The sequence below is a fragment of the Arcicella aurantiaca genome (genome assembly GCF_003148625.1).
Lineage (GTDB): Bacteria > Bacteroidota > Bacteroidia > Cytophagales > Spirosomataceae > Arcicella > Arcicella aurantiaca.
The window spans coordinates 23768-47845 of sequence record NZ_QGGO01000017.1 but is presented as its reverse complement, the minus strand read 5'-3'; the positions used below and the strand labels follow the sequence as shown (position 1 = coordinate 47845).

At 34.7% G+C, this 24078-nt stretch carries 22 protein-coding genes; 8 read left to right on the top strand and 14 right to left on the bottom strand.

Features of this window, described 5'->3' with window-relative positions:
- Positions 1-52 precede the first annotated feature (52 nt).
- From ilvD to LV89_RS15695, 3 genes are all read right to left on the bottom strand, one after another.
- A complete protein-coding gene (ilvD, locus tag LV89_RS15705; protein ID WP_109743869.1) occupies positions 53-1741 on the bottom strand; it encodes a dihydroxy-acid dehydratase in 1689 nt (562 codons plus the stop codon).
- 563 nt (positions 1742-2304) lie between these two features.
- Positions 2305-2859 carry a DinB family protein gene (locus LV89_RS15700; RefSeq protein WP_109743868.1) on the bottom strand — a complete coding sequence of 185 codons (555 nt, stop codon included), beginning with the start codon at positions 2857-2859 and terminating at the stop codon, positions 2305-2307.
- A gap of 176 nt (positions 2860-3035) precedes the next feature.
- Complete coding sequence (locus LV89_RS15695) at positions 3036-3596, bottom strand: GNAT family N-acetyltransferase (RefSeq protein WP_109743867.1); 561 nt, start codon at positions 3594-3596, stop codon at positions 3036-3038.
- A 214-nt stretch (positions 3597-3810) separates the two neighbouring features.
- Between LV89_RS15695 and LV89_RS15690 the strand changes: the two genes are divergently transcribed.
- The 3 genes from LV89_RS15690 to LV89_RS15680 all read left to right on the top strand — a co-directional run bounded on the left by LV89_RS15690 (position 3811) and on the right by LV89_RS15680 (position 5827).
- On the top strand, positions 3811-4275 hold the full coding sequence (locus tag LV89_RS15690) for a DinB family protein (RefSeq protein WP_109743910.1): 465 nt from the start codon (positions 3811-3813) through the stop codon (positions 4273-4275).
- 1 nt (position 4276) lies between these two features.
- The gene (locus LV89_RS15685; RefSeq protein WP_109743866.1) at positions 4277-4705 is read left to right on the top strand and encodes a GNAT family N-acetyltransferase; all 429 of its coding nucleotides are present in this window, start codon (positions 4277-4279) and stop codon (positions 4703-4705) included.
- A gap of 600 nt (positions 4706-5305) precedes the next feature.
- Complete coding sequence (locus tag LV89_RS15680) at positions 5306-5827, top strand: DinB family protein (protein ID WP_109743865.1); 522 nt, start codon at positions 5306-5308, stop codon at positions 5825-5827.
- Positions 5828-6263: 436 nt separating this feature from the next.
- On the opposite strand, the gene LV89_RS15675 is transcribed toward LV89_RS15680, so the two are convergent.
- The 6 genes from LV89_RS15675 to LV89_RS15650 all read right to left on the bottom strand — a co-directional run bounded on the left by LV89_RS15675 (position 6264) and on the right by LV89_RS15650 (position 15159).
- Positions 6264-7703 (bottom strand): hypothetical protein, encoded by a 1440-nt coding sequence (locus LV89_RS15675; protein WP_109743864.1) that lies wholly within the window; start codon positions 7701-7703, stop codon positions 6264-6266.
- Positions 7690-8241, bottom strand: a complete 552-nt coding sequence (locus LV89_RS15670) for an RNA polymerase sigma factor (RefSeq protein ID WP_109743863.1) — start codon at positions 8239-8241, stop codon at positions 7690-7692. Before LV89_RS15670 ends, LV89_RS15675 begins: the two co-directional genes overlap by 14 nt.
- 92 nt (positions 8242-8333) lie before the next feature.
- Positions 8334-9602 (bottom strand): Ig-like domain-containing protein, encoded by a 1269-nt coding sequence (locus LV89_RS15665; protein ID WP_146199175.1) that lies wholly within the window; start codon positions 9600-9602, stop codon positions 8334-8336.
- A 90-nt stretch (positions 9603-9692) separates the two neighbouring features.
- Positions 9693-10850, bottom strand: a complete 1158-nt coding sequence (locus tag LV89_RS15660; protein WP_109743861.1) for a PepSY-like domain-containing protein — start codon at positions 10848-10850, stop codon at positions 9693-9695.
- A 100-nt stretch (positions 10851-10950) separates the two neighbouring features.
- Positions 10951-13644 carry a CHAT domain-containing protein gene (locus LV89_RS15655; RefSeq protein WP_109743860.1) on the bottom strand — a complete coding sequence of 898 codons (2694 nt, stop codon included), beginning with the start codon at positions 13642-13644 and terminating at the stop codon, positions 10951-10953.
- A gap of 87 nt (positions 13645-13731) precedes the next feature.
- Entirely contained in the window at positions 13732-15159 is a 1428-nt protein-coding gene (locus LV89_RS15650; RefSeq protein WP_109743859.1) for a S8 family peptidase, read from the bottom strand.
- A 306-nt stretch (positions 15160-15465) separates the two neighbouring features.
- Between LV89_RS15650 and LV89_RS15645 the strand changes: the two genes are divergently transcribed.
- Positions 15466-16695, top strand: a complete 1230-nt coding sequence (locus LV89_RS15645) for an isocitrate dehydrogenase (NADP(+)) (RefSeq protein ID WP_109743858.1) — start codon at positions 15466-15468, stop codon at positions 16693-16695.
- A 224-nt stretch (positions 16696-16919) separates the two neighbouring features.
- On the opposite strand, the gene LV89_RS15640 is transcribed toward LV89_RS15645, so the two are convergent.
- A complete protein-coding gene (locus LV89_RS15640; protein ID WP_109743857.1) occupies positions 16920-17480 on the bottom strand; it encodes a Uma2 family endonuclease in 561 nt (186 codons plus the stop codon).
- 148 nt (positions 17481-17628) lie between these two features.
- On the opposite strand from LV89_RS15640, the gene crtID reads away from it, so the two are divergent.
- The 4 genes from crtID (at position 17629) to LV89_RS15620 (ending at position 20665) form a co-directional block, all read left to right on the top strand.
- Entirely contained in the window at positions 17629-19098 is a 1470-nt protein-coding gene (crtID, locus tag LV89_RS15635) for a bifunctional phytoene desaturase/3,4-desaturase (RefSeq protein ID WP_109743856.1), read from the top strand.
- A gap of 112 nt (positions 19099-19210) precedes the next feature.
- The gene (locus LV89_RS15630) at positions 19211-20044 is read left to right on the top strand and encodes a phytoene/squalene synthase family protein (RefSeq protein WP_109743855.1); all 834 of its coding nucleotides are present in this window, start codon (positions 19211-19213) and stop codon (positions 20042-20044) included.
- A gap of 82 nt (positions 20045-20126) precedes the next feature.
- Positions 20127-20345: a hypothetical protein gene (locus LV89_RS15625; RefSeq protein WP_109743854.1), complete on the top strand. Its 219-nt coding sequence runs from the start codon at positions 20127-20129 to the stop codon at positions 20343-20345.
- Positions 20342-20665 carry a type II toxin-antitoxin system RelE family toxin gene (locus LV89_RS15620; RefSeq protein ID WP_109743853.1) on the top strand — a complete coding sequence of 108 codons (324 nt, stop codon included), beginning with the start codon at positions 20342-20344 and terminating at the stop codon, positions 20663-20665. Before LV89_RS15625 ends, LV89_RS15620 begins: the two co-directional genes overlap by 4 nt.
- Positions 20666-20710: 45 nt before the next feature.
- On the opposite strand, the gene serS is transcribed toward LV89_RS15620, so the two are convergent.
- The 4 genes from serS to LV89_RS15600 form a co-directional block, all read right to left on the bottom strand.
- A complete protein-coding gene (serS, locus tag LV89_RS15615; RefSeq protein WP_109743852.1) occupies positions 20711-21982 on the bottom strand; it encodes a serine--tRNA ligase in 1272 nt (423 codons plus the stop codon).
- Positions 21983-21985: 3 nt separating this feature from the next.
- Positions 21986-22405, bottom strand: a complete 420-nt coding sequence (locus LV89_RS15610) for a putative toxin-antitoxin system toxin component, PIN family (protein WP_109743851.1) — start codon at positions 22403-22405, stop codon at positions 21986-21988.
- Between the two features lie 3 nt (positions 22406-22408).
- Positions 22409-22630, bottom strand: coding sequence for a DUF8507 family protein (locus LV89_RS15605; RefSeq protein ID WP_229201531.1), 222 nt, complete (start codon positions 22628-22630; stop codon positions 22409-22411).
- Between the two features lie 85 nt (positions 22631-22715).
- The gene (locus tag LV89_RS15600; RefSeq protein WP_109743850.1) at positions 22716-24074 is read right to left on the bottom strand and encodes an aspartate kinase; all 1359 of its coding nucleotides are present in this window, start codon (positions 24072-24074) and stop codon (positions 22716-22718) included.
- Between the last annotated feature and the right edge of the window lie 4 nt (positions 24075-24078).

The following is a 24078-nucleotide window of genomic DNA, read 5'->3' as shown; positions in this document are numbered from 1 at the left end:
TATCTCAATTGATTAAAAATCAACATCATAACCAATTGAGATATTTTTCTTCTTACAAATCCGTCACACAACCTTCACTTGCAGAGCTTACGTTTTTCACGTATTTACGCAAAACTCCTTGCTTAAATGGAGACTCAATTGGCTTCCAAAGTTTACGTCTTTCTTCCAATTCTTCGTCAGAAACGTGTACATGAAGAATATTATTTACGGCATCAATCGTGATTAAATCTCCGTCTTTTACCAAACCAATATTTCCACCTACTTGAGCTTCTGGCGTAACGTGTCCAACCACAAAACCGTGCGTACCACCCGAGAAACGTCCGTCGGTAATCATCGCTACTTTATTTCCTAAACCTGCACCCATTACTGCCGAAGTTGGCTTCAACATTTCTGGCATTCCCGGTCCGCCTTTTGGTCCTTCGTTGCGAATTACTACCACTTGTCCTTCTACAATTTCACCTTTCGATAAAAACTCAATTACTTCTTCTTCACATTCACAAACTTTAGCGACCCCTTCAAATTTCTCTCCTTCTTTTCCTGTGATTTTCGCTACGGCACCGCCTGTTGCTAAGTTGCCGTATAAAATCTGTAAGTGACCTGTCGCTTTAATTGGAGCAGACAAAGGCATGATTATTTTCTGAGCATCAAAATCTAATGAAGGAACATCTGCTAAATTTTCTGCAATTGTTTTTCCTGTAATTGTCATACAGTCGCCGTGCAATAATCCTTCTTGTAACAAATATTTCATTACCGCAGGCACACCACCGATAGACAACATATCTTCCATATAATATTTACCAGAAGGTTTAAGGTCTGCTAATAATGGAGTACGGTCAGAAATTGCTTGAACATCTTTCAAGGTAAAATCAACTTCCGCTGCACGTGCAATTGCCAAATAGTGAAGCACCGCATTGGTAGAACCACCCATTGCCATTACAACAGTTAGAGCATTTTCAAATGCTTTGCGAGTCATAATTTCACGTGGAAGGATATTTTTCTCCAACATATTTTTCATAGCAGCACCAATCGCTAAACATTCCGCTTTTTTGCCTTCGTGCGTTGCTGGATATGATGATGAATTTGGCAAAGTCAAACCCATTGCTTCCATCGAACTTGCCATTGTATTTGCCGTGTACATACCGCCACAAGCACCTGCTCCGGGGATTGCATTTCTGATAACGCCTTCGTAGTCCTCATCAGAAATATTTCCTGCGAATTTCTTTCCTAATGCTTCAAAAGCCGAAACGATGTCTAATTTTTGCCCTTTGTATTCTCCTGAGCGAATTGTTCCACCATAAACTAACATCGCTGGGCGATTCAAACGTGCAATTGCCATCATCGCTCCCGGCATATTTTTATCACAACCAACTACGGCAATTACGCCGTCGTACCATTGAGCACCCACTACGTTTTCGATTGAATCTGCAATTAAATCACGAGAAGGTAATGAATATGACATACCGTTGTTACCGTTTGTCATCCCATCTGAAACCCCAATCGTATGGAAAATCAAACCAACCATTCCATTGTCTTGGATACCTTTTTTAACATGAACTGAAAGTCCGTTCAAGTGCATATTACAAGTATTTCCTTCATAACCCGTACTGGCAATACCAATTTGGGCTTTTTGCATATCTTCTGTTGTCAGACCGATACCATAAAGCATCGCTTTTGCAGCAGGGTTTGTTACTTCTTGAGTAAGTGTACGAGAGAATTTGTTAAGTTGATTTTCAGTACTCATGATTGATTGTTTTGATGTTTTTTTTATAGTAAGACGGGTTTTCAACCTGTCAATTGAGCCATAACAGGTTGAAAACCTGTCTTACAACTCAAACAAAAGACCTTCCTCGAATAGAGAAAGGTCTTTAATATATACAAAGCCCTATCTCCCACTCATTTTAGCAGAGCAGAATTAAGACTACAATAATATTTACAGAATTTTGAAGCATCTCAATTAATTATATTATTTAACAGCGAAAATTCGCTGTATTATCATTCGATACTGAACAAATATACAGGAGTTTATTTCTTAATTGCAAAGAAAAACCAAATAATATTTCACTAATAGGCATTTTCGCCAATGATTATTTTTTGAATTATGCTTAAAATTCAAAAGATAATTCTTTAAATAGTTAAATTTGGTGTTTTTTATTTTGAAAAAAAGATTAGATTCAAGAGAAAATATTTTTACAAATATTGCAAAATTACATTTAGCGAAAATTCGCAAATTGAGATTTCATGTACCACAGGAATCTTTCCTGTGCATTGAATGAAGATACACGGGAAAGATTCCCGTGCTACAAATTACCAACCAACATATCCTTCTGGAATAATCTCATTGAGACGCAGATAACAAATTGCTTGTCCACGGTGATGAATAATGTGGTTTTCCATAGCATAGAAAAATCGCCAAACGGGCAGACTTCCACCCGCATAATCTTCAGGTTTCAGCAATTGCTCTGGCTTAGTATTATTTACCACCGTCAAAACCCAAGCGTAAAACTTTTGAAGTTCTTTTTCTAAATCGGATTTTGATAATTTAGCCCAGAAAGATGGCGGGATTTTCTCATAAGGATTAGCAATATTCAAACGTCCAGACAATTGCATAGCCGTGTAAATGATACAATGTACAAATTGCGTTCTGAACGAAAACGATTCGGGAGTATAACGAAACTCCAATTTTTCCTCGGGCATCTGATTAAAAACCGTCAAAGTATATTCCTCCGAGCGTTTCCAAGCCGTTGCAAATTCATCTTTAAAACCCAAAAGGTCTTTTTCAATTTGTCTTTTTCCAAAACTTGGCAAAGCAATCAGCCCACCCAATAAGGACTTTAAAAGGGTATTTCTTGAGATGTTCATGTTTGTTGATTTTAGAGCCTAAAATGCGTCAAAGACGCTAAGGTCAGCGAGGATGAAGGAACGCAGATTACGCTGATGCTTCGCAACGCAGATTTTAACAGATTTTAGTAAACTTATTGATATACTTTATCAATTTTCAAAATCTAAAAATCCTCTTAATCTGCGTTCCAATTATTTTACGAAAAATCCCAAGCCACCACTTCCCATAATTCTGGATAGGTAGTATCAAAATATTCGTGGATAATTTCAAAACCTACTCGTTTATGAGCGGCTAATGAACGGAGATTTCGCTTGGCAATTTCGGTTACGCAAAGCTCAAAACGGTCGGATAATTCTGTTTTATGTTTGGCGTAAAGTCCGTCAAAAATACCTTGTCCTCGGTAGCCTTCCGCTACGCAAATCTGCCCCATTGCATAGTATTTGGTATCTTTTATCAACTTGCCTTTGTATTCCAATTTATCCAACATCTCGAACATTGCCGTCAAAACGGGAACGTCAAATCTGAAACTTTCGGGCATTACCAAAGCATAACCCACCACTTTATCGCCGTCTTTGGCAATAATTTGTGGATAAGCCTGATTCATGCGTGAAAGCAATTCAAAATTGTGAACTACGGTAACAAATCCTTGGTCGTTGGCTACGTCTTCGGAGATATTTTTGGTTAAGTTTACTTGTTGTAAATCCAATAATTGTTGGATTTCTCGGTCTGTCGTGATGGTCGTGAAAATTACACTCATAAATTTAATTGGATAGCTTTTAATGAATATTGTACTCAAACTGACTGGTTTTACACCTTGCTAAAAAAGATAACACTCTACAATTCGGGCTTACGTAAATTTATAGATATACTTTTTTGAAACAAAGATAATTTCTCAGACTTCAGTTTATAAACTAAAATAACTGTAAATGAGGTTAAATTAGTGTAAGTTTGTAGCACAAAATTTTATGAATATGAATGAAGTAATCAATCAATTAAACAATCGAATTTCATTAGTAAATTCTTACATCTCTGCCCTTTCAGAAGAAGATTTACGAGCTAAAAACAATGCCGAAGTTTGGTCAAAAAAGGAGATTTTAGGACATTTAATTGATTCCGCCCAAAGTAATATCCGTAGAATGGTTGTTGGACAATATCAGGAAAATGCCCATATCATTTATCATCAAAACGAATGGGTTAAAGCGGCTGATTATCAAAACTATACCTCAAAAGATTTACTTGATTTTTGGGTATTATTGAACAAACATTTTTGTCAGATTCTAAGAAATTTACCATTGGAAAATTACAAAACTATCACCAATTGGGGCAGTGCCACCACTCCTATGCTTAAAGATGATTTGGTAACGCTTGAATTTGTTGCAAACGACTATGTTCGCCACCTCGACCACCACCTTAGACAAATAGGAATGACCATTTAATATGATATTTTCACTAAGAAAAGCAACTGAAAATGACCTTGATTTAACTTATAAAATCAAGAAAAATGCTTTATATGAATATCTGGAAATGCTTTGGGGTTGGAACGAACAAGCACAAGATGAATTTCACAGAGAACACTACAAAAAAGCACATTTTCAAATTATTGAACTGCAAGAAAAAGCGATTGGTTATCTTGAAACTGAAAATCGAATTGACCATATTTTTCTGTCAAATATTATGATTTTGAAGGAATTTCAAGAAAAAGGTATCGGAAAAATTATTCTTGAAGATTTAATAAAACAGCATTCCGAAATACGTTTGGAGGTGCTGAAAGTCAATAAACGAGCCATTCAATTTTATCAAAATTTAGGTTTTGAAATAAAAGATGAAAATGAAGATTCCTACCAAATGTCAAATATTATTGCATAAAAAAGCTTCTGGGTACTATACTCAGAAGCTTTTTGTTTTATTAGACTTCCTGTGAAAGTATTTTATGATTGAAAAATGGTATATTTTCGAGTGAAAATAGCGGGAATTTTGAAAGCATAGCAGAGAAATGGGGGGATGCCCAATCTTGAAAAATTTTCGCTATTTGTAGCCGAAAAGATGTTGTATTACGACTTAAAACACTTTCACAGGAAGTCTATTCACAGATTGCACAAAAATAAAGTGCCAAAAATCCCATAATACTGCAAATTACGAGTAGAAATACGCTCAAAATTTTTAGGTGGTTCTTCATTGTAGAGTTATTAAATGATAAAAATTGTTACATAAAGGACGAAATATAGCAAAAAACGGTTGTTTCACCTACATAAATAATTTGAGCATCATGCTAATAAACAATTACTTACTAAAAAATCTTATCGGCAAAATTTGCTTTCTTCAAAATCATTTATCACTTTTACCAAACAATCGTTTGGCAAAACATAAATTTAGATATATCAAAAAATTTATACAATGATTAATAGTGTAAACTGGGTGAATTCGTTGGATTTGCCCAATTTTTTCAATCCATAACCATCTCAAAACATGACAAAACAAGAAATCATCCAGAAACTTTCAGAAGGGTTTAATATTGTTGAAACGACTATTAATCAATCATCTAATGACATTATTTTTCAACAAAAAGATAATAAATGGTCTGCCGTACAAAATGTTCAACATTTGATTTTATCTGTAAAACCCTTGAACCTTGCTTTCACTTTACCCAATTTTGCTCTTTTATTTTTTGGGAAATTGAATCGAAATCCAAGAAACTATGAAGAAATGGTTAACAAATACCATCAAAAATTAGCCGAAGGTGGCGTTTCAACGGAGCAATTTACGCCTAAAAAAGAACTCCTAAACAGAGAAGATTTGATAGGGCAATTCAGAAAGGTAAATGAAATATTTTTGAAAAAGGTTAATGATTTTACAGAGGAAGATTTAGACAAATATCTTTTACCTCACCCACTTTTAGGGAAATTAACAATCAGAGAAATGCTATATTTCACTATTTATCATACCTTACATCATCATAAAGCAATCTTATTCCAAGTAGGTAGGGATTAGGATTTAGTTGTTGGATTAACCGACGCTTCAGAAAGGAAGTACCACAAAATGAAACGGAACTATCTACAATTTGACGTAGAATAAAATTAGACCACGGATTGTACTGATTTAACAGATTTACACGGAAAAATTAAAGAAAAATCAGTATAAATCTGTTTTATCCGTGTTATCTGTGGTCTAATTTCGTCTTGCGACAAATAGTAGATAGTTCCGAAATGAAAAAGGCGAATGTATTCCATTCGCCTTTTTTGGTTAATTTGATATAGGATTGACCAAACTCTTTAAGCAAAGTAGCAATTGCTAAATCTTTTGAAAGTTGGCTCAGTTATTTTACATTTTATGAATATCTCCATCAAAAATAGCAATTGCTAACCCCACAAATATCAGTGCCACACAAGCGAATGTTTTCCAACAAAAACTCAATAGATTTTTCATATTATTTAATTTTAAAATTAACCCCGATATTAAAACCGATTTTATTAGGTTTAACTAATAAGAAGGCGTTGCTATCACTTTGTTGGTTGAGCGAATAACTAAAGGTTGGCTCAACAAATAAATAAGCATTGTCTCCAATTTGACGAGTTACGCCATAAGCAAAATTGGCAAAACCGTTAAGCTGATGATTGCCATTGAGCCTATAAGCTCCCTCTACTCCTACATTCACATAATGTGTGAGTTCCTCTCCTTTCAGGAATAAATATTGTAACTCAATTTTTGTGCCTAAATAATTGGCAGACTGCGAATATGTCTGATTTATTTCTGCAAAACTCACATCAACTCCTTTATTGTCAGGAGATTGCACAACCAATGAGTCCGTTCTAATCTGATAATTGATACTATGATTGGTATTGGTAAATGTTAAGCCTGTGCGTAATTTAAACCTCTCTGATAGGGTAAAAATCACCCCACTTTGGGTATAAAATCCCAGACGGTCGCCATCATCATTTACCGCAATTCCATGTACATAATTTGCATCGTTGCCATTGGGTGTAATTGTGTAATAATTTAATAATGGCATTACACTAAAATACAAATCAATCGGCTTTGATTCTTTAAAATATTTATCTTCTTTCGGCAAAGTTACATATTTCAACTTTAGTTTTCTAAAATCTTTTGATAATAAACTATAATCTTTTGAGTTTAAAGTTGTCAATGAAAAACCTTGATTATTATTAAATACATTAAACAATGGGCTTTTATTGCCTTGAACATCAAAAATATTCTCATTTATTTTATGATAATTTTCTACAATGCCTTTATTAGATGTTCTTGTGGCAAAAAGGTTTAATTTTTCTTTATTCTTTTTATTATATTTTTTTGCCTTATTCTCACTTTCTATCTCATAAATAGCATTTTTCTCAGAATTTGGCTCTATAAAAATTTCATTTTTAGCTTCTCCCGTAAAATTGTCGGCAATAATATTTTTTCTTACATTTTTTAAAATTTTATCAGTCTGTGGAGCTACAAAAAGTGGAGTCGTTTGATTATCATCTGAGGTTTCTCTATTTTTTTCTGGAGAAGATATGTTAATTGGTAGTCCTTTCGAGTTCTCGATGTTATTATTGAGGCTTGTTTTTTCGCCTTTTGTTGGCACAAATTGAGGCTCAGTTTTAGGCATTCCTTTTGGTAAAACCTCCGCCAAAGTTGTGGTATTTTCTTCTGAAGATTGTGAGAAATGATACACGCTCAAACCCGACAATAACATGATTAATGCTATCGCTGAAATTTGCCAATACGGTATTTTCCTTGTGGGTTTCACAGGGAGTTGAGGTTCTATTTTATTCCAGAGCTGAAAGTCTGGTTCAGATTCAAAATCGGCGAATCTATTTCTAAAAACATCCTCAAAAGGGTCATTTTCGTTATCAAGTGCGTTCATAGCTGATAATTCCCATTGGTTTTAGTTGCTTTCTAAGCAGTTCTTTTGCTCGTGAGAGTTGCGATTTTGACGTATTCTCACTCACTCCCAACATTTGCCCGATTTCGGCATGGCTATAACCATCAATCACATAGAGGTTAAAAACCATACGGTAGCCGTCAGGGAGTTGGTTGATAAGTGTCAGCAATTCTTCATTTGAAAGATTCGCTAACAAATTGGGGTAATCATCGTTGCTTAGTAAAGTGTTTTCATAATCTGTATTCTGTTGAAATTTGAGATTTGCGTGATAATAATTAATAGCAGTATGGATTACCGTTTTGCGTACCCAAGCACCCACAGCCCCTGCTTTTTCGAGGGTATGGATATTATTGAAGATTTTTACAAAGGCTTCTTGATAAATGTCTTCGGCTTCATCGGGCGTGCGGGTATAACGCCGACAAACACCCATCAATTTACCCTTGTACAAATTGTAAAAGGCTGTTTGGGCTTTGCGGTCATTATTTTGGCAGGCTTTGACTAATTCCTGTTCGTTTACCATGCGTTTGGGCTTTCGGCTATTGGCTTTAAGCTTGGCTTTTTAAAGAAGTTTTTTGTTTTAGTTTTGGGTAAACCAATGGCTAAAACTTATAATTATTTTTTAATCTTAACGGTAAAATTGGCTTTTAAAGTCTCTCCATTAGCCGTATTCACAATGTATTTAAACTGGTCATTATGTTCTTTTCCGTCAGAAGGCTTTAGTTTATACAATATTTTTTTGCCTTCAATTCGTAATGTTCCAAAAGTTGGTTGTGATTCAAAATTTACGTCTTTCACTTCTACACAAGCAGTCAGATATAAACTGTATGGAATTTCAAACTCAGCTTCTTTTGCCTGATTTACAGACACTTCCATCTCTCCATTCTTGGCATCTGCTTTACAAACAGGAACTTCTTTAATATAGATTTCAACAATCATTCGTAAAGGATTTTTCCCGTCTTTATCCGCAATACTATATTCTAAGGCATCAATGGCTGTTTTATTTGCCGTTTGGGTATATTCAATTTCATTATTGCTATTTACAATTGCTTTTCCGTAACGTGGTTGTGCCGAAATCTTCAAGCTCTTTTTGTCGTAATTATCACAAAGTTTATCATTATCTAATACCTTAATAACCTGAGTAGCCGTGTTGGTTTTATTAATAACAAGCAAATCGGGCATTAAGAACGTTTTACAGACATTTCCTTCAACATCTATGCGTACACCTGCAATCATACATTTGGGCGTGGTGCCACCTGTGCAGATTCGATAGAGAAAGACATCGTCGGCACTCAAACCTGTTTTAGGAATATATAAAACACGATTATTTTGAACAGAAGCTGAACCTAAAATTGGTTTTTCGACAATTTCAAGTGTTGTTGAATCAAGAATAGAATTACAAAAACGGTCGTTTTTCAGGACATTCAAAATGGTAGGCGTGTTGACTTTTACCGTATAAAAATCAGGAATTGCCCCTGCATTGCAAGGAATTTTACTAAGGTCGGGGCTTACAATAATTAGAAGCGTGTCTTGTTTCGTTTTTAGAGGGTCGGTATTAATAGTTTTATAAATCAATAATTCCGATGTTTCAGCTTTTGCAGAATCAGATTTATACATGATTAAACCTGTTTTACTGAAACTTATTTTACCATATCGAGGCAAAACTTCAAGTTTGAGAGAGGTAAATCCTTGTGATTTTAACAGTAAATCTTTTGTATCAAAGGCGACAAAGTTGTTGGCTTGTGTATAAATAATTTTAGTATTAATCAAGGGTGTTTCAACAGTCGGATTAACAATCACTGGTGGAGGCACTTGTTTTATTTCATCGCACGATGCCAAGATACACAGTACGAAAAACATCAATATGTTTACTACATTTTTCATGTTTTTGTAAGATGAAATTGTGTTAGGGAAGTATTAAGCCCGCACAATTTCATCTCAAATTTGGATTATTATTTAGTTTCCAAAAGTATTTTATCCTCTTTTGGCGGCTAAAAATTTACCATTTTTATCAAAATAAACATGGTATTTATCAGCTCCAACGGTGATATAAACGTAATACGCTTCTGGAGAACTATCTTTCAGCGTAACACTACCTTTTGTAAAAGTCCAGCCTGCATACGTTTTGTTTAAATATTCAGTAATGACAGAAGGTAAATCTGCCACAATCAAATCTTTATTTTCAAATTTAGGCAATTGAATAGTTGGCGTTTCTACCACTTTCAAAAACTTGCCATCTTTATCGAACAATAAAAGGGCTATTTTCTTATCTTTTGATATGACAATAGAATAAGAATCGATAACTCCACCTTGCATCAAAACAACGCCCTTTTCGTATTTCCAGTCTTTATAATTTATCTGCAAATAGTCTTTTACAACCTGTGGCAACTCATTTTCTTTCAAGGACTTATCTTCAATTTTCTTACTTGGGTCGATAGAAACCGTTTTAATTAATTTACCCTCATTATCATACGTAAATTCATACAGTATTCCATCTTTTTTAGCCGTTACAAAATATGTTTTTTTCCCTTCAGAATTAGTTTTCACTACTGCTCCAATAAAATCATAACCAGATAATTGAGTTTGGATAGTTGCGGGTAAATCAGCCAATTTAGTAGCAAAAACCTTGTTTTTATCTCCCGTAACATTGTTTTTGGGTTCAGAAAAAGTGGCTACAACGGCGTATTTTGCATCAAAAACTATCGTAATTTTTTGGTCGTTGTATTGAATCAAAATTTTATACGAAGTATTGCCAGAAGCATCTTTTCCGATACCAACTTTTTCAAGTTTGTAACCTGCATAAGTCGTTGAAAGATACGTTTTGATAGCGTCAGGAAGCGTCACGTCATCGGTAGAGTGATATACACTCAAAATTTGACCTGTTGCCGATACTGCCGCTTCATGAGATATTCCAGAAACCGAGAAATCACATCCATAGACTTTTTTGTCGTCAATTGTTGAAACTGAAAGATTGGTAGCCGATGGATAATCTGTTTTAATCACTGCCGAAATACGGGCTGTTGTTGCATTATCAACCGTTTGTGAAGAATCAATTACGGTTTCTAATTTTTCGGTACAGCCAGTCAACAAACCTACAAAGGTCATTGAGCAAATAAAAAGAAGCTTTTTCATGTTTTAAATTTCAAGAGTTTTAATAATCAAGTTTTAATAATTTTTTGCAGCTACAACTGTTAGACAAGAACGAATAAGTCAAGGGTTGCATTGTTATGAATTATTTTTTTTGATACCACCAAAACCCTCCCGAAATCAATATGAAACCTATAAGCAAATAAACCCAAAATTTATTGAAAGTGATGGCTTCGGCATCGCCTACCAAAACGGCAGCAGCCCAAAAGGTTGGTAATTGTTTTTCGCCAGATTGGCTTTGAAGAAACTCTAATTTGGCTTTTTGTAGAGAAATATCTTTTGAATATCCTTGTGATAAATATCTGTAAAACAACTCATTGAGTGTATAAGTGGCTTGATTTTCAACACTCCAAAGCGTGGTCAAAGTAGCAGGAATACCCAATGCAGCAAAACCACGAGAAAGACTCAAAATGCCCTCTCCTACCGCATTTTTTCCTACGGCAGTTTTACAAGCAGAAAGCACTAATAATTGCGTTTTGAAGCGTTCTAAGTTGGATAATTCTGATAATTTCAAGACAGAATCTTTAAAATAAATCATAGGTTCTTGGTCGGTACTATCCGCCTGTGCATGGGTATAAAGATGTACAATTTGATAGTCATGAGCATTGTTTAAAAATGCTTTTTTGGTGGCTTCAGTTTGATTATATTTTTTGCCAAAAAAGAAATTAGAGGCAATATCCGACAAGGAAATATCTGAACCTAAAAGTGATGTTTGGTTCAAATTATGGTTAAAATTAACGGGTGACATTCCCATAAATTTATGCCCAACGGAAAACGAACTTTCGCTTAAATTTTTCAACAGAAATTGTACCGAATAAGTATAACTAATGGCATAATCATTCAATAAATATTCGGCTTTTTTCGCTGATTTTGACAGGGCTTCAAAGGGAAGAAAAAAGCCATCTTGAGCTATGATTAACCTTCCTTTTGGAATATTGATATATCTAAATATTTGCTGATATAATTGATTACTAACCAATAAAAAATCTTTATAATCTCGATTAGCCTTTTGATTATCAGCACAATAAGACAAAAACAATTGAGCTTTTTCTTTATATTTTTCGTTAGAAATTTTGTACAAATCTGTTTTATGATTAGAAATCTGTAAGGCATAAATAGCTTCATCTCCAACAAAATATTCGAGCAAAGTTTGGTCTGAAGACAAATACTTTTTAACCTTTTCCAAAGTCACCAAAGTAGTGTCATATTTGTATCTAAAATAAGTTGGATTTTTGGTTTCTAAACCTTTAATAAATCGTTCTTGATTTGCCTGAACTTCAATCAATTGACTTTGGAAATCAGCGTATTTTTTAGAGTTTTCAAGTTCAGAAGACAGTTTTTTATTCAGCTCCAATATTTTTTGTTGAAAATCAACTTCTTTAGCCAAATCTTGAGGCGAAAGTTGTTGTTTGGCGGTCAGTTCATTGAGGCGGTCATTGAGTAAAATCGCCTTACTTTTCTCGAAAAAATAAAAGGCTTTATCATAATTTTTTAGCAAAAAACAGGTTTTAATCGCTTGTTCGTAAAGATGATGGGTTTTGTTTCTCCAATATAATTTTGATTGCGTTCCAGAATGTTCAAACCGCATTAAATCAATGAGTTTATCTGCCGTCAAATAGGTATTTAAAGCAATCTGTAAATGTTTAGGTTCTTTAGTTTTTTCGTAATATTCGAGCCAAGTTTCTGCTTTATCTTGGAGTGTCGTGAGAAAATAAGTCTTAAAATCTGCCCCCTTTAAATTATTCACCGTAGGATTATCAAACAATGTTTTGGCATTAAACCCAATTGGGGCAACAGAAAGGGCTTTTTGATAGTTTTCAAAGGCTTTAGGATAGTCTTTTTTCATCCAATACACGGCAGCAATATCATCAAAAAAAATAACTTTCATAAAGGGGCGTTTCATGATTTTCAGCCCTTTTTGATAATTTTCTAATGCCTTATCATATTGTTTCAAAAAATAGTAGTTGATGCCAATATCCACAAAACTCAGAGCATATTTATCTTCGTTTTTGCTTCTAAAATACATTTGCTGAGCTTGCTCATAGAAACTAATAGCCTCTAAATATTTCTTTTCTTTGGAAGCCGTTTGTGCAAAAAAGTAAAATGCTTTGGGTAATGAATCCGAAAATTTTTCTTTTTTCAAATTATTTTTCGCCGTCTCCAAGTCTTTATTGGCTTTGGTTACATCTCCCATAAGCACATAGGCTTTGGCTCTTTCAATGAGGCATTTTGTAATGAGCGAGTCTTGCCCTCCTTGTTGAGCCAAATTAATACCGATATTAGCTTGTGCGATTGCCTGTTCAAAGTCTCCTTTTCTGCTTAGAATACTTGCTTTTTGGGCATATATGTACGGCTGAATAATTATTTTTTCTGGAAAATTAGCCGATAATTCAATACAGCGATTATAGATTATGAGGGCTTCTTGATAGTTGCCTTGCCCATCTTTTATTTTAGCTAATAAGTTAAAATTGTCCACCAAATTTGACTTATTGATATTTTTTTGATGCGAAGAATTTAATGCAATTGCCTCTTGAACCAATAAAGTAGCGGCTAAGAAATCTTGCTTTCCATGATAAATTTTGGCAATTTCTTGAAGAATATTGGCGTAAGTGGAGTCTCGAATATTACATTTTTGACAAATATTTTTGAGTTGAATAAGTTCTGATTGATTCTTAACTTTTTGAAAAGAGAGCCAAATTTCTCTCGAATTTGGGCAATTCGATAATGCAGAGAAATCAGTAAGAAGGATGAAGAAAAATATGAGTATTAATTTGGGCATTTTGTCTTAAATTGAGATAATCACGAGGTAATAATCTCAATTTAAGACTTTTAGAGGAATCAAAGAAAGAAAACTTGTATTTTCTGACTAATACGGACGAATCTTACTTCCCGTTGGAATAGCCCCAATATATCCACTTTTTGAATACCCAGCAGACGAGCCATTGATATAATTTATTACTCCTGCCGTAACGTAAGGAGCAGCATACGACGTACCCGATTCCGTTGGGGCAGTCGCTCCGCCTAAATTATCAGGAATCGGATGTTCACAATTTTCATTAATAGCATCAAAAGTTAAATCTATTTTTTTACCTGATGATGAATAATTTTGACAAATCTGTTTATTAAAAATACTGGTTACGGTTATTACGTGACTACCTAATTCTGGATGGTCGGCATAACAAGCAGGATAATAAGGATTCAAATCAATATCAACATTAGTATTTCCAGCCGAACAAACCACTACCATATTGGCAGCTTTGGCACGCCTCAAAACTTCCTCAAAAACAGGAATTGGTTTTTCACTAAACGCTCCCCAACTGGTATTTACAACTCTTACTTTGTGTTTAATTGAATATAAAATCGCACATAAATTATCATATAAATTACTTACTTTGGTAGTATCAAACGTTTTTAATCCTACAAATTTTACATTTCTTACGCCTGCATTACTAAGAATAATACGGGCAATTTTTGTCCCATGTTCAAGCGTATCTCTCACATCTACATTATTTTTCAAGAAATTATAATTTAATGAAGAATTTACGAAAGGAGTAATAAAAGACTCATTTTGCGAGACAATTGCATTCCCAAAATTTAATCCAGAATCAATAATTCCAACTAAAAAAGGAGCTTCTTTTCCATCACCTCCAACTTCGGTATCTTTCTGTGGCAATTTCAACATTTGCTCTTGTCTTGCTATATCTTTCCCGTTTTTAGCATCGTCAAGGGTATTTCCTACCGCTCCACCATCAGGATTTAAGGTAGTTTGGATTAAATGTAAATCTTTTCCAGCCAGCAATAACAAGGCATCATCACAGTCGCAGGTTTTACTATTATCACGAACAACATTGATGGCATCAGCCACTTTAAACACATCTAAAATCCGTCTGAAAATATTTTTTTCTGGATAGTTCTTTTCAGGGTAGCTTCTTTGAGTCTTTATTCTATCATTTTGCCCCTCATCCGTTATTTCCTCAATATCTTTTTTACCAATTAAAATTTGCCACTTCCAATAGCTTTCTAATTCTTTTTCTATGGATTTTATGGCATCTGCCCGCTGAGCTTGGGCGGTATCTTGCCCAACAAATAATACAACTTTTCGGTCTTTTAATACGTAACCAGCACCTTCAACATAAACATACGAAGCATTTTTTTGAAGGATTGGATTAAAATTGGTTCCCTTTGGACTGGCAACCTCCTCTCCAACAATCTTAGGTTCAGTTCCCAACGAAAAATAAAAGAAAATTGAAAAAATCAGAAACAGTAAGAAGATAATAATCAGTGGACGTTTCATAGTTTAATAATTAAAGGGTTTAAAATGAAAAATTTGTCTTCGGAAATTTAGTCGGAATTATCAGTAGAAAGGGAAACACAAACAGTTTAATAATTTAAGATACAAATTATCTAAATCAGGAAATAATGTATTCTTAATAACTTATTTAACGGTTCGGGAAGAATGGGATAAAAAATGAAATACACCGTATTAATTCATTCCGTACCTTTGCCCCAAATTATTTTAATAAAATAATCTCAGATACTTTAAAATCTGAAAAAACAGAGCATTCTTGCTCACGAAATACAAAAATTAGCATATTTCACAATGGAAAAAATTAAAGTTGCAAACCCTGTCGTTGAACTTGATGGCGACGAAATGACTCGAATTATCTGGAAATTTATCAAGGATAAATTAATTACTCCTTACTTAGACGTAGATATTAAATACTACGACTTAGGAATGGAATACCGTGACGAAACTAACGACCAAGTTACTGTTGATGCTGCTGAAGCTATCAAAAAGTATGGCGTAGGTATCAAATGTGCAACCATCACTCCTGACGAAGCACGTGTTAAAGAATTCAATTTGAAACAAATGTGGAAATCTCCAAACGGAACAATCCGTAACATCTTAGATGGTACTGTTTTCCGTGAGCCAATCGTTTGTACAAATGTTCCAAGATTAGTACCAAACTGGACTGCACCAATCATGATTGGTCGTCATGCTTTTGGTGATCAATACAGAGCAACTGACTTCTTAACAAAAGGAAAAGGTAAATTAACAGTTACTTTCACGCCAGAAGACGGTTCTGAAGCACAAACTTTTGAAGTATTCAACTTCAAAAACGACGGTGTAGCTTTAACAATGTATAACACAGATGAGTCTATCCGTGGTTTTGCTCACTCATGTTTCAACATGGCATTGAGCAAAGGATGGCCTTTATATTTATCTACGAAAAACACTATCTTGAAAAAATACGATGGTCGTTTCAAAGATATTTTTGAAGAAATCTACCAAGCAGACTACAAAGCACAATTTGATGCAGCGGGTATTGTTTACGAACACCGTTTAATTGATGATATGGTTGCTTCTGCCTTGAAATGGAATGGTAACTTTGTTTGGGCTTGTAAAAACTATGACGGAGACGTTCAGTCAGATACAGTTGCTCAAGGTTTCGGTTCATTAGGTTTAATGACTTCAGTATTGATTACGCCAGACGGAAAAGTAATGGAAGCTGAAGCTGCTCACGGAACAGTAACACGTCACTACCGTGACCACCAAGCTGGAAAACCAACTTCAACTAACCCAATCGCTTCTATCTTCGCATGGACACGTGGTTTAGAATTCCGTGGTAAATTAGACGGAAACGAAGCTCTTATCAACTTCTGCCAAACTTTAGAAAAAGTTTGTGTTGCTACGGTTGAGTCTGGAAAAATGACAAAAGATTTAGCTGTTTGTATTCACGGAAATAAAGTGAGTCATGGCGAACACTATTTATATACAGAAGAATTCTTAGCAGCAATTGATGAGAATTTGAAAGTGGCATTAGCGTAGAGACGTTGCCTGCAACGTCTTTTCATAAATGTTGCCTGTGACATATTTGCCTGCAACGTCTTTTTATAAATGTTGCCTGCAACACTTATAAAAAACAAAACCCCACGAGATTTTAATATCTTGTGGGGTTTTGTTTTATGATATATTCTCAAAAGACGTTGCGTTTGAAAAAGACGTTGGTTGCATTTCAAAAAGACGTTGCGGGCAACGTCTCTACCTAAAAATCATGCAAAAATATCATTCACCTTAATTTCAAAATCTGGTAAAACGGGACTGGCAGAACAAATATCGTCATCATAGCAAATCTGAGCTTGTTTTAGAGATGTGTAAACTTGAACTGTTTTATTATCTGGATAAATTAGCCACAAAACTTTCAGCGGAACGCCGCCCGCACCCGCTTTAAAATATTCAACCGTTTTTTCTTCTACTTTATTGGCTTTATCATTACCAGAAATTACTTCAATTACAAACTCAGGAATTTCGTCTTCACCTTGTTTTGTTAATGCTATCTGCTCTTTTGAAAGAAAAGCAATATCTGGTCTTCTCATCTGAATACCAGTTAGTTGAACATCATACTCAGAGATAAATGTACCTAATTTCCATAATCCCTTTTCAATAAATAATTGATTAAGTGCTTCGTAGATAAAGACTTGTGTTTTGTTCATGCCGATAAATTTGATTATTTCTCCGTCGTTCCATTCATACTTAAAACCATCTTCTGGTTCCCAAGCCATGAACTCTTCTAAGGTTTTGGGTAGAGCTAATGTATCTTTTGTTGCTACCATTTTAGTATCATTTTTTAGTCAAAAATAGAGAAATATCATTAAAAATCAAGATTTCTATCTAAATTCTTAACGCTTTTATCAAACAAAGCCTGCTTATCTTTGTTAAACATTTACGTATAATTCGCATAGAAATATTCAACAATTACAGATGAAAATAATCGTAATCGGCTCAGGTTTTTCGGGATTGGCAGCAGCTACCAGTTTGGCAGATAAAGGACATGAAGTTATTATTTTAGAGAAAAATAGCGTTGCAGGTGGGCGTGCAAGAGTTTTTTACGAACAAGGATTTACTTTCGATATGGGACCAAGTTGGTACTGGATGCCCGATGTTTTTGATAATTACTTTGCAACCTTTGGCAAAAAAACTTCCGATTATTATAACTTAGTCCGCCTCAATCCTTCTTACTCGGTTATTTTACAAGGAAATGAAACGATTGATTTACCTGCTGGCGTGGAGAAATTAGGCGATTTATTCGAAAGCATGGAAGAAGGAAGTCGGGCAAAATTTCAAGAATTTATGCGTCAGGCAGCATATAAATATGATGTTGGCATTAATAATTTTGTTTGGAAACCCTCACGAAGTATTACCGAATTTTTGAGCGTAAAATTACTGTACGACGTAACCCGATTAGACGTATTTCAGTCTTTTTCATCTCATATCAGGAAGTTTTTTACGGATGAAAAAATCCTAAAAATCATGGAGTTTCCCATTTTATTTTTAGGAGCAACACCAGAAAATACACCCGCCATGTACAGCCTAATGAATTACGCCGAGATGGAAATGGGAACGTGGTACCCGATGGGCGGAATGCACGAAATTGTAAAAGGAATGGTGTCTTTGGCAGAAGAAAAAGGCATAAAAATTTTATTGAATAAAAACGTTCAAAAAATTGAAGTTCAAGGTGATAAAGCCAATAAAATTATTACCGAAGACGGAGAATTTACGGCAGATGTAGTAGTGGCAAGTGCTGATTATCATCACGTTGAAGATAAATTATTGGGAGAAAAATACAGAAATTACGACGAAAAATATTGGGATAAACGAGTAATGGCTCCGTCGTCGTTGTTGTTTTATTTGGGCGTAAATAAACGAATTTCAAAATTAAAGCATCATAATTTGTTCTTTGATGAAGATTTTAAAGTTCATGCTCACGAAATTTATACCGAGCCAAAATGGCCTTCTAAACCACTTTTTTATGCTTCTGCTCCATCAAAAACCGATGATAGCATTGCCCCAGAAGGTTGTGAAAACTTGTTTTTATTGATTCCTGTTGCCCCAGATTTGGAAGATACCGAAGAAATTCGAGAGAAATATTACCATATTATCATGGAACGTTTGGAAAAATATTGTGGCGAAAATATCAGAGATTCTGTAATTTACAAAAGAAGTTATGCTCACCACGATTTTAAGAGTGACTATAACGCCTTCAAAGGAAACGCTTATGGTTTAGCAAATACCTTGATGCAAACGGCAATTTTAAAGCCCACTTTAAAGAGTAAAAAAGTAAAGAATTTGTATTATACAGGTCAATTGACTGTACCCGGTCCCGGAGTTCCGCCGTCTTTAATTTCGGGGCTTTTGGTAGCAGGAGAAGTTTTATTAGAGAATAGAGATTAGATTACAGAGAATAGATTTATGATTAATTCCTTTCGTTTAAAGTCTAAAATCTATGCTCTGACCTTTATTATCTAAAATCTATACTCTGACCTCTATTATCTAATATTTAAAAATGGATTTATATACCAAAACAACACTTGAATGTAGTAAGCTCATCACGGAGCATTACAGCACATCTTTTACATTGGGTATCAAGACTTTAGACAAGAAATTTCACTTGCCTATCTATGCTATTTATGGCTTTGTACGCTATGCAGATGAGATTGTGGATACTTTTCATGGCTTTGATAAAAAAGCCTTGTTGGCTCGTTTCAAAGCAGATACTTATACGGCAATTGAAGAAGGCGTGAGTCTAAATCCAGTTTTACATTCTTTTCAAATGATTGTCAATCAATATAAAATTGACCATGAGTTAATTGAGGCATTTTTGCATTCGATGGAAATGGATTTATACTTCGCCGACTACAATCAAGATGGTTACGAAGAGTACATTTATGGTTCAGCGGAGGTTGTGGGATTAATGTGTTTAAGAGTATTTTGTGATGGAAATTCAGAACAATATGATGCTTTAAAAGCTGATGCTAAACGTTTAGGTTCGGCTTTTCAAAAAGTGAATTTTTTGCGAGATATTAAATCAGATTTTCAAGAAAGAGGACGCACTTATTTTCCAAATGTAAATTTTCAGAATTTCACCTTAGCTGATAAAAAAGCCATTGAAGATGATATTCAAGCGGATTTTGATGCGGCACTTCGTGGAATTATGGCATTACCCAAAGAAGCAAAAGGAGGCGTTTATTTAGCTTATAAATATTACTTGAGATTATTCGATAAAATCAAAAATTGCCCCGCTTCAAGAATCCAAAACGAAAGAATTAGAGTCCCAGACTTCCAAAAAATGGTTTTATTGGCGAGTACGTATTTGAAGTTGAGATTGAATGTTTTGTAGATGAAATTGTTGAGCATTTAAAATATCAGATATTAAGTCTCTTCTGAAATTTGTTTATATTTGTTTCATAAACATTAATTCAATGGCAATACTAACATTAGAAATCGAAAATAAAAAACTTAAATTTTTCAAAGACTTGATTCAAAACTTCCCTTTTGTTCGTGTGCAAGAAGATGGTTTTGGAGAAGATACAGATAAACAAGTTATCGAAAATATTAAAAATGGGCTTGAAGAAATGAAACAAATTGAACAGGGAATAAAGAAGTCAAGACCTGCGAGAGAATTTTTGAATGAGCTATGAGTTATCAAGTTGAAAGTATCGAAAACTTTGAGAAAGAAGCAAAAAGATTAAAGAAAAAATATCCTTCCTTAAAAGATGAAATTCTTGATTTGATTGAAGACCTCGAAGAAAATCCATTTTTAGGTACAGCAATGAGAGATGGGTTCTACAAAATTCGTTTAAAAATAAAATCCAAAGGAAAAGGGAAAAGTGGAGGAGCAAGAGTTATTACCTGTGTGAAAGTGGTTTTAGAGACAGTCTATTTAGTTTCAATTTACGATAAATCAGACCAAACAGATATTTCTGATGGAGAATTAGACCGAATTTTAGGCATAATTTGAAAAATTAAAAGGGTAAAAGATTGAAGTCTTTTACCCTTTTAATTTTTACGAAATCATATCAAATCCACAATAAGGCACTAAAACCTTTGGAATTTTAATTCCCTCTGGCGTTTGATTATTCTCCAAAATAGTCGCTAAAATACGTGGTAAAGCCAATGCTGAGCCGTTTAACGTATGTAATAATTGAGATTTCCCTTCGGTTTTCATTCTCAATTTTAAACGGTTCGCTTGATAAGTTTCAAAGTTAGAAACCGAGCTTACTTCCAACCAACGCCCTTGTGCCGCTGAATACGTTTCCATATCATACGTGAGAGCAGACGTAAAGCTCATATCACCTCCGCACAAACGCAACACACGGTAAGGCAATTCTAATTTCTGTAAAATACTTTGTACGTGAAGAGACATTTCTTCCAAAGCTGCATAAGAATTTTCTGGTTTTTCAATGCGGACAATCTCTATTTTATCAAACTGATGCAAACGGTTTAAGCCACGCACGTGAGCCCCCCAAGAACCCGCTTCTCTACGAAAACAAGGCGTATAACCCGCATTTTTAATAGGTAATTCGTTTTCTTGCAAAATTACATCACGGTACATATTGGTAATGGGCACTTCAGCAGTTGGAATCAAGAATAAATCGTCTTCCGTTGCGTGATACATTTGTCCGTCTTTATCGGGTAATTGTCCCGTTCCAAAACCAGATTCTTTGTTAATTAAAATCGGTGGTTGAACTTCCATATAACCCGCATTAATAGCTTCATCCAAGAAAAAATTAATCAAAGCACGCTGAATTCTTGCTCCTTTTCCTTTGTAAACAGGGAAGCCCGCACCTGTGATTTTATTACCTAATTCAAAGTCAATAATATCATATTTCTTGATTAAATCCCAGTGAGGAACTGCTCCTTCTGGAAGCGTTGGAATAGCACCATTTTCCAAAACAACTTCATTCTCCTCAGGTGTTTTTCCTACTGGCACACTTGAATGCGGAAGATTTGGCAAAGTCACCAACACCTCATAAAGTTCAAATTCTAAGCCTTTTAATACTTCTTCTAACTCCTTAGAACGAGCTTTCAAAGTTCCCGTTTCCGCTTTAGCAGTTTCGGCTTCTTCTTTTTTACCTGCCTTCATCAAACCGCCAATTTCTTTGGCAAGAGCATTTGATTTAGCAAGAGTATTGTCTAATTCAACCTGAGTTTCACGACGTTTTTCGTCTAAACCCAAAATTTGCTCAACGGCTTCTTCTCCACCTTTGAAATATTTTCTATTCAAGCCATCAATGGTTGCGGCTTTGTTTTCTTTTATTTGTTGTATTTGTAGCATATTCTATAAATCAGACACACCAAGTATCTTCTTAAAATCGTCTAAATTAATAAGGTTAATTTTGGGAAAATCTATTTCATTTAAAATATTAAAATGTCTATCATTCGTAGCTAAATAATCGGAATTTGAAGCAACGGCACAATCTACAAATTTATCATCATCAGGGTCAATATCATTCAGTAAGTTCCATTCGTAATATCTTGTAATAAACTCAACATTTGGCAAATATATGAGCGTTTGCATAAATGCTTCTGCAACTTCTTCCCCCATTTTCTGACCAATTATTTCTTCATATTCTTCTAAAATATCAGTAGTTACACACAGAATGAAATTTCCTCGCAGTAAACTTTCATAAATCCAATGCGTTTTTGATTTTCGAGAAATAGAAACCCATAAAATATTAGTATCAATAACTACTTTCATATTTTAGGAGGATTTACGCAAATGGTCGTTTGAAAAACGTTCAGCATCTTCATCATTCCAATTATTTTTCTCCCAAATTTTATCCGCCAAATCCATCGTTTTATTAGAAAAATATTGGGCTAACATTTGTTTGATGGATTGCAAATCTTGTTCCGAGACTTTACGAGTGTATAGTTTCAGGAGTTCTAATTGCAAATTTGTCATTGGTTGTTTTACAGCTTGCATATTTTTATCGTTTATTTCCCACAAAGATAAACAAAAAGCCGTGTTGCAGATTACAACACGGCTTTTAAAACGGTGTTGCTTATTATCACGGTGCCGAGAAAATCTCTTTCATTGTATCTTCATACAAGAAACATCTTTCATTCAAGGCATTCAATGCCGCTGCTTTGTTTTTACCGTGAATCAAAAGCGTAATATTATGTTCGGAAGCTCCGTAACAAATCATTCTAATTGGAATGTTTTTCATCGCTTCTAATACTTTCAAGGCAATTCCTTCTTTGTCTGCCGAGAAATTTCCTACGATACAAACAATAGTTTGGTCTTTATCAACTTCCTCTAAATCAGCAAATTGACGCAACTCTGCCATGATAGAATCTAAATGCTCATCGTTATCGATAGTTACAGAAACGGAAACTTCCGAAGTCGTAATCATATCAACTGGCGTTTTGTATTTTTCAAAAACCTCAAATACTCTACGCAAGAAACCGTAAGCATTCAACATTCGGGTTGAGTGAATGTAAATTGCCGTCAAATTATCTTTGGCTGCAATGGCTTTAATTTCACGGTCAGACGTTTTATCGGCAATCAATGTACCAAAAGCTGATGGCTCCATCGTGTTTTTCAAACGAACTGGAACGCCTTTCATTTTAGCAGGCGTAATGGTGCTTGGATGCAAAATTTTCGCTCCGAAATACGCTAATTCAGCCGCTTCTTCAAACGTCAATTCACGAATTGGGAAGGTTTTTTTAACGATTCTTGGGTCGTTATTGTGCATTCCGTCAATGTCAGTCCAAATTTGAACCTCTTCTGCTACAATTGCTCCACCAATTAATGATGCCGTATAATCTGACCCACCACGTTTTAAGTTATCAACTTCACCACGTGGGTTACGGCAGATAAATCCTTGCGTAATAAATAATTGTTTATCAGTTAATTGCGACAAAATAGAGCCTAATTTTTCTTCTGTAAATTTCAGAACTGGCTCGTTATCAGCATCAATCAACATAAAATCTAAAGCTGGTAATAAAGCAGATTTCACACCTTGTTCACGGCAATATGCCTCAAACATTTGCGTAGAAAGTAATTCACCTTCTGCAACGATTTCTTTTTCTTGTTTTACCGAAAATGGCTTGATGCTTACCAAAGAACGAATGAATGAAAATTCCTTTTCAATTATCGATTTTCCTTCTGCCAATCCTTCTGGCGTTGAATATAATTCTTCAATAAACTCCTCATAATGAGCGTACAAAGTGTCGATTTTTTCAACTGCATCTGCATCATTATTGGCTTTCAAAGATTCTCCAATGGAGATAAGGGCATTGGTCGTACCCGAAAGAGCCGACAATACAACAATTTTACGATTACCATCTTCGGTAATCAAATTTTTGATAGAGTGCATTCTTTCGGGCTTCCCGACTGAAGTACCTCCAAATTTCCAAACTTGCATTTTA